Origin of the sequence: Bradyrhizobium sp. (assembly GCF_028868675.1) — a bacterium.
GTDB lineage: Bacteria > Pseudomonadota > Alphaproteobacteria > Rhizobiales > Xanthobacteraceae > Bradyrhizobium.
Genome location: NZ_JAGWUA010000270.1, coordinates 1 through 5,107, shown reverse-complemented (window position 1 = coordinate 5,107; position 5,107 = coordinate 1). Strand labels below are relative to the sequence as shown.

At 65.1% G+C, this 5,107-nt stretch carries 9 protein-coding genes; 7 read left to right on the top strand and 2 right to left on the bottom strand.

All coding sequences use genetic code 11. The annotated features are described in order from the left end of the window. The coding region (dctP, locus tag KGM94_RS23300; RefSeq protein ID WP_300264523.1) for a TRAP transporter substrate-binding protein DctP at positions 1-902 on the bottom strand (902 nt) is incomplete at its 3' end. A gap of 337 nt (positions 903-1,239) precedes the next feature. Between dctP and KGM94_RS23295 the strand changes: the two genes are divergently transcribed. Then, on the top strand, positions 1,240-1,494 hold the full coding sequence (locus tag KGM94_RS23295) for a pentapeptide MXKDX repeat protein (RefSeq protein WP_300264521.1): 255 nt from the start codon (positions 1,240-1,242) through the stop codon (positions 1,492-1,494). A gap of 68 nt (positions 1,495-1,562) precedes the next feature. Here the strand turns inward: KGM94_RS23295 and KGM94_RS23290 are convergent, their stop codons facing one another. Beyond that, positions 1,563-1,916, bottom strand: a complete 354-nt coding sequence (locus tag KGM94_RS23290) for a DUF6481 family protein (protein WP_300264525.1) — start codon at positions 1,914-1,916, stop codon at positions 1,563-1,565. A gap of 285 nt (positions 1,917-2,201) precedes the next feature. Here KGM94_RS23290 and KGM94_RS23285 point away from each other — a divergent pair, with 285 nt between their 5' ends. The 6 genes from KGM94_RS23285 (at position 2,202) to KGM94_RS23265 (ending at position 4,914) form a co-directional block, all read left to right on the top strand. Next, positions 2,202-2,441 (top strand): hypothetical protein, encoded by a 240-nt coding sequence (locus KGM94_RS23285; RefSeq protein ID WP_300264519.1) that lies wholly within the window; start codon positions 2,202-2,204, stop codon positions 2,439-2,441. A gap of 97 nt (positions 2,442-2,538) precedes the next feature. Further along, the gene (locus KGM94_RS23280) at positions 2,539-2,715 is read left to right on the top strand and encodes a hypothetical protein (RefSeq protein WP_300264517.1); all 177 of its coding nucleotides are present in this window, start codon (positions 2,539-2,541) and stop codon (positions 2,713-2,715) included. A 183-nt stretch (positions 2,716-2,898) separates the two neighbouring features. After that, the gene (locus KGM94_RS23275; RefSeq protein ID WP_300264515.1) at positions 2,899-3,603 is read left to right on the top strand and encodes a hypothetical protein; all 705 of its coding nucleotides are present in this window, start codon (positions 2,899-2,901) and stop codon (positions 3,601-3,603) included. Between the two features lie 507 nt (positions 3,604-4,110). Beyond that, on the top strand, positions 4,111-4,449 hold the full coding sequence (locus KGM94_RS23270; RefSeq protein WP_366526268.1) for a hypothetical protein: 339 nt from the start codon (positions 4,111-4,113) through the stop codon (positions 4,447-4,449). Further along, a complete protein-coding gene (locus tag KGM94_RS25325; protein ID WP_366526267.1) occupies positions 4,446-4,598 on the top strand; it encodes a hypothetical protein in 153 nt (50 codons plus the stop codon). The genes KGM94_RS23270 and KGM94_RS25325 overlap by 4 nt, the downstream gene beginning before the upstream one ends. 79 nt (positions 4,599-4,677) lie before the next feature. Then, positions 4,678-4,914, top strand: a complete 237-nt coding sequence (locus KGM94_RS23265; protein WP_300264513.1) for a hypothetical protein — start codon at positions 4,678-4,680, stop codon at positions 4,912-4,914. Positions 4,915-5,107: the final 193 nt, after the last annotated feature.

Below are 5,107 nucleotides of genomic sequence, written 5' to 3'. Positions count from 1 at the left end.
AGATAGGCGATCTTGCAGCCGGCCTTCTCGTAGACCTTGGCGACCTCGACGTCGTCGTCCTGCGCGCCCTTCTTGCCGAATGCCTCGAGTTCCTGGCCGACGTTGAGGAGGATGTCCTGGTGGTTCTTCGGCAGCTTGTCGAAGATCGCCTTCGACATCATCAGCGGCTCGAGCATGAACCAGTAGGAGGCGCGCCCGCCCGAGGTCAGCGCCTTGGAGACTTCCTCGAGGCGGAACGAGATCAGGCTGGTGGAGGAGGTGATGCCGGCATCGCAGGCACCGGTCTGCATCGCCGCGTAGATCTCGTTCGACGGCACCGACAGCACGGAAGCGCCCGCGGTCTGCAGCACCATGTCCATCTCGCGCGAGCCGCCGCGCACCTTCATGCCCTTGGCGTCCTCGGGCGCGACGATCGGCTTGGAGCGGCTGGCGACGCCGCCGGCCTGCCAGACCCAGGTCAGAAGGATGATGCCCTTGTCGGCCAGGAAATCGGAGAGCGCCTTGCCGACCGGCTCCTTCTTCCAGCGCAGGCCCTGCTCGTAGGTCGTCACCAGGCCCGGCATCAGGCCGATATTGGTTTCCGGCAACTCGCCGCCGGCATAGGGCATCGGATAGAGGCTGATGTCGAGCGCGCCCTTGCGCATCGCGGAGAACTGCGCGTTGGTCTTGATCAGCGAGGAGTTCGGATAGATCTCGGCGGCGAGGTCGCCGTTGCTGCGTTTGGCGATTTCGGCTGCGAACATGCGGCAGAGACGATCGCGGAAGTCGCCCTTGTCGATCGTGCCGCCCGGGAACTGGTGCGAGATCTTGAGCGTGGTTGCGGCATGCGCGGTGCCGGTGCCGAGGCGCAGGATTGCCGGCGCAGCGACGGCTGTCGCGAGAAGGTGACGGCGCGTGAACATGGATTTGATCCCCTTGGACTGTTCTTGGTTGATGTAATCGGGTCTTGAGGCCGGCTCGAGCCCATCCTAGCCGGTCCGTCAGCCGATCTTCTCTCATCTGATAGTTCGAGACCGAATGCGGCGGCAAGTCGCGGTCATGCTGCGCCGCACACTCTCGGGTCGTCCGGGCGCACTAACGCGGCTCACGCGGGCGAAATTGTGTCAAACGGCGCGAAGAAGTGCACTCCGGTCGGCAAAAAAACGCCGTCTGCGGCGTAACAAGGACGGCCGGCGAAGCGTCGAGCAGGGATAGCGGCATCCGTCGCTGGATCACACCATCCCGAAGGGAAGATGAATCATGACCATTCGCACCCGCATCGCGCTCGGACTCTCGGCTGCCGCTGTCTCGCTCAGCCTAGCGCTGGCGCCTGCCGCCTTCGCCCAGGACAAGATGAGCAAGGACGACGGCATGAAGAAGGACACGATGTCCAAGGACGGCATGAAGAAGGATGCGATGTCCAAGGACGATGGCATGATGAAGAAGGATGCCATGCCCAAGGACGCCATGAAGGACGGCATGAAGAAAGACGACGGCATGATGAAGAAGAATTGACCCGCCGCCCCGCCGTTCGTCATCGTCATCAGTCCGCGTTCACGCGGCCATGACGACATCTTGATGAGCTACTTCTTCTTGCCCTTGGCCTTGCGGGCGGCGTAGCGCGCGTCGCGTTTTGCCTTTTGTTCGGCCTCGAAGGCGGCGAGCCGCTCGGCTTCCTCTTCCTTCTCGCGTGCGATCCGCGCGGCCTCGAGCGCCGCAGCTTCTTGCTCGCGGCGCTTCTGCTCGGCCTTTTCAGCGTCGCGGGCGGCCTTCGTCTCCGCCTTTCGCGCCGCTGCCGCTTCGCGCTCGGCGCGCCGTGCCGCGACGGTGGGGTCGTCCGGTCCCGGCGCTGCCTTGAACTTGTTCAAAAGATTCTGCCGCGCTTGCAGCGCCGCCTTTTGCCGGTCTGCGAAGCCGGGTTCCTTGAAGCCACTCATCGAACGAGCCTTGTCTTCTTCACTTTCAATACTAGATCGGGTTGCCATTGGTCCGGCGGGCTCGCGCAAGGCGCGCGCGCCGCGCGGCGACCAAGCGTGTACATCGCCTGATGTCCGCAGGCCACCCATATTCGTAGCCGGCAGGCCATCGAAAGAAATACGTGTCGCGCGATCTCGGGGCAGCCAATCCTCCTGGCCGCGAAAAACTGCCGAATTGTGATTGTCCTCACAAGGAAGCAGGGGCGCGACGACTAGAATCCGCAGCCAAATGATGGAGCAACGGCCATGACTTTTTCCCGGCTGAGCCTGAGAGCGGCTGCGATCACCGCGATGGCGGTGATCCTGGCCGGCGCGGCGGTCGGCCTAGCGCGCCCGCGACCGATCGAGAATGCCGTTCTGGGCGCCGACTGGCAGTGCACCCGCACCGCTCTTGTGGTGACGACTTGCGCGCTGCGCCCGCAGCAGCAGGCAGTCCCCGCGGTCGAGACCTCGCGCAAGGAGTCCGTCCGCCCGCCCAAGGTCTGAGCGCAAGGTCTGAGCAAGTTGTGACGCCGCGCCGCAGAGGTGATACAGGCGCAGGCCTGCGTCACCAACCTGCGACGACGATTCGGCGGCTCGAGCGATGTCCACCCCCGAACCTGGCGGCGACCGCCGCGGCGCGATTGCCGGGCTGATCATTGCAGCGGCGATCCTGGCGGTCGGGCTGTGGCTTGCCCGGGATTTGACCGCGGCCAGCAAGATGCAGGATTGCCTGATGTCGGGGCGAACCAATTGCAACATCATCGAGCCGGCGCGCTAACCGGCCGCGCGGCGGGCGCGGACGAAAAATTGCCGTGATCTTAAACATTTGTAACGGGACATCGCTGACAAAGCAGGTCAGCTACGCTGGGCGGCCTCGATCGCGCGCAGGAAGATCCCCGTTGCGGCGGTTCGGCGTGCCGCCGGCGAGCGATGATACGGATGATGTGAGGGGTAGGCCAGCATGAGCGCGTCCAGCCGCGTGACGATCGTTGTTCCATTGATTTCGGCCCTGTCGTTGGTCGCGCTGTCGGCGCACGCGGAGGAAAAGGGTGGCCAGCCGCCGGGTGCCGCCCAGCAGGGCGCTCAGCCGCAAACCAACGCACCCGTATCCCATACCGTGCGCCGGCCGCCTCCGCAGGCCGTTCGCACCGCGCCGCCCCAGGGACGCCATGTGGCGCATGGACCCGTGCCGGCGCGCGACTACGGCGGACGGGCCTATCGCGGCCACGTCGCCTGGGAAGGCGGACGCTGGCGCCACGAGACCCGCAACGGCCGCTATGGCTGGTGGTGGGACGTTGGTGGCGCCTGGTATTATTATCCGGAGCGGATGGCGGGGCCGCCCGCCTACGTCTCCGAAGAGTATATCGACGACGCATCGGTGGCCTACGCGCCGCCGCCGGCTTACGCCCCGCCACCGCCGCCGCCTGTACCGGCCGATCCCGGCGCGAGCGCGATCGGCGGCGCCATCGTGGGCGGCCTTCTCGGCGGGCTGATCTCCGGCAACGCGACGGGAGCCGCCGCCGGCATGGTGGTTGGCGGCGCCACCGGTGCCATTGCCGGCGCCACCGCCGCCTCGCGGCCGGGCTATTACTGGTCGCAGGGTGTTTGCTACTACCGCTATCCGAGCGGCCAGTACGTGCAGGCCGATCCCCGGGCGTGCTACTGAGCCATTCGAGCAAATGATGGATATGACGAGGCGGGCCGCATCATCTTGCAGGCCGCTGCGCGGATCGTGTCATCGCATGGACCCGACTTGTTCGCCGGCGCGATGCAAAAGGAAGCTTCCGCCGCCGCGGAAGAGATCCATGACCTGCGGACCTCTTGACAGGAGGTCTCTCGTTTGACGCCCAACCCAGGCCTTTACATGCCGTAGAAAATCTTGATTTCCCACAGCATGACGACGATGGCGGCGATCAGCGTAGCCACCGTCAAGGCACTCTCCAAGGAAGCAACTCTCATCGGGTACTCCTGCTTCCCAGCCCCATCGACGGCGTAGTTGATTCGCCGACTCCCGGGCAATCGCACGGTCGTCCGCCCCGGATTTTCGCAGGAAGGCTGTGGTTTGCGGGACACAAAACGCCGGGTGGACGATTTGCAACCTCATGTTGATCTCGCTCAAGGCGGCCGCCATTCGCATCCGTAGCCTGACAACGGCAGGCCAGGGAGCAGTTGCATGGGCAAGCGCCTCATCACCACGATCGTGACTTCGACCCTGGCTCTGGTTGCAGCGAGCGGCGCCGCTTTCGCGGACGTCGTCGCGCGCTATGAGTGCACCATCATCGGAACGAACAGTCCGGAACCCGTCGGCGACCGCGAGGGCCATGCGCTCGTGGCTTCGCAATTTACCTGCGTCGCGGTCGACGGCCTGCTCAAGGGCGCGGCCCTCACGGGACTGAACACGACCGAGTGGGACGGTGCGCGGGGACCTATCTGTTGTCCGGCGGTGTTCACCGCGCCCCCGGAGGGACGGTGGTCACTCAGGTTCTGGAAGGCACGGGAACCCTCGTCATGAAGGACGGCAAGCCTGTGGGGGTCGCAGGCTCCGGCACCGTCGCCGTCAAATTCGCATCGGGCGCGTTCGCCGCGCTGTCGGGAAAGACCATCAAGTTGATCGTGAAGCCGGCCGGTCCCAATCGGTTCGAGCAGGAACTCACGGACTGACGGTCGACGCGGGCCGCCGCCTCGGCGTCGCACAGTTCCTTGCAAACCTAGCGCGTCTTCGCTGGAGGCCGTGGCGCACATGAATGTATTTTCCCGCTCCACCGCGATGGGGCTGGGGGCTGAAAATCGCGGTGGAGCGGTAGCCGAAGATCCAGACTGTGTTTGGGCCGACGGCGACGCATCGTACGGTTGCGATTCGGGCGTGTTGGCGGCCGATGCGCGGCGCGATTGGGCCGGATTGCGGGCGCTGCGCGCCACGAATGCGCCGATGGCCTTCGACGCTGCTAATCAGCGTGAACGGGCTGAAGCTTCTTGATCTCGTTGAGGCGTGCCCGGCAATATGCCCGGTAGAGGATGTTGAATAAGGACCACATGCTGCGACCCCGATGGTTCGGCTGTTGGCAGCATCTTAGGCGTTCGCCGTCGGCGCGCTTGTGATCGGGATCACAGAGTCGGTGGGTTTGTCGCCGGCGGCCATCGGGAAGGGGGCATCGCTGGACCGCTCAGAA

Excerpts from the sequence above, each read along its gene's own strand:
- KGM94_RS23295 (WP_300264521.1), top strand. The coding sequence starts at position 1,240 with ATGACCATTCGCACCCGCATCGCGCTCGGACTCTCGGCTGCCGCTGTC.
- KGM94_RS23290 (WP_300264525.1), bottom strand. The coding sequence starts at position 1,916 with ATGAGTGGCTTCAAGGAACCCGGCTTCGCAGACCGGCAAAAGGCGGCG.
- KGM94_RS23285 (WP_300264519.1), top strand. The coding sequence starts at position 2,202 with ATGACTTTTTCCCGGCTGAGCCTGAGAGCGGCTGCGATCACCGCGATG.
- KGM94_RS23280 (WP_300264517.1), top strand. The coding sequence starts at position 2,539 with ATGTCCACCCCCGAACCTGGCGGCGACCGCCGCGGCGCGATTGCCGGG.
- KGM94_RS23275 (WP_300264515.1), top strand. The coding sequence starts at position 2,899 with ATGAGCGCGTCCAGCCGCGTGACGATCGTTGTTCCATTGATTTCGGCC.
- KGM94_RS23270 (WP_366526268.1), top strand. The coding sequence starts at position 4,111 with ATGGGCAAGCGCCTCATCACCACGATCGTGACTTCGACCCTGGCTCTG.
- KGM94_RS25325 (WP_366526267.1), top strand. The coding sequence starts at position 4,446 with ATGAAGGACGGCAAGCCTGTGGGGGTCGCAGGCTCCGGCACCGTCGCC.
- KGM94_RS23265 (WP_300264513.1), top strand. The coding sequence starts at position 4,678 with ATGAATGTATTTTCCCGCTCCACCGCGATGGGGCTGGGGGCTGAAAAT.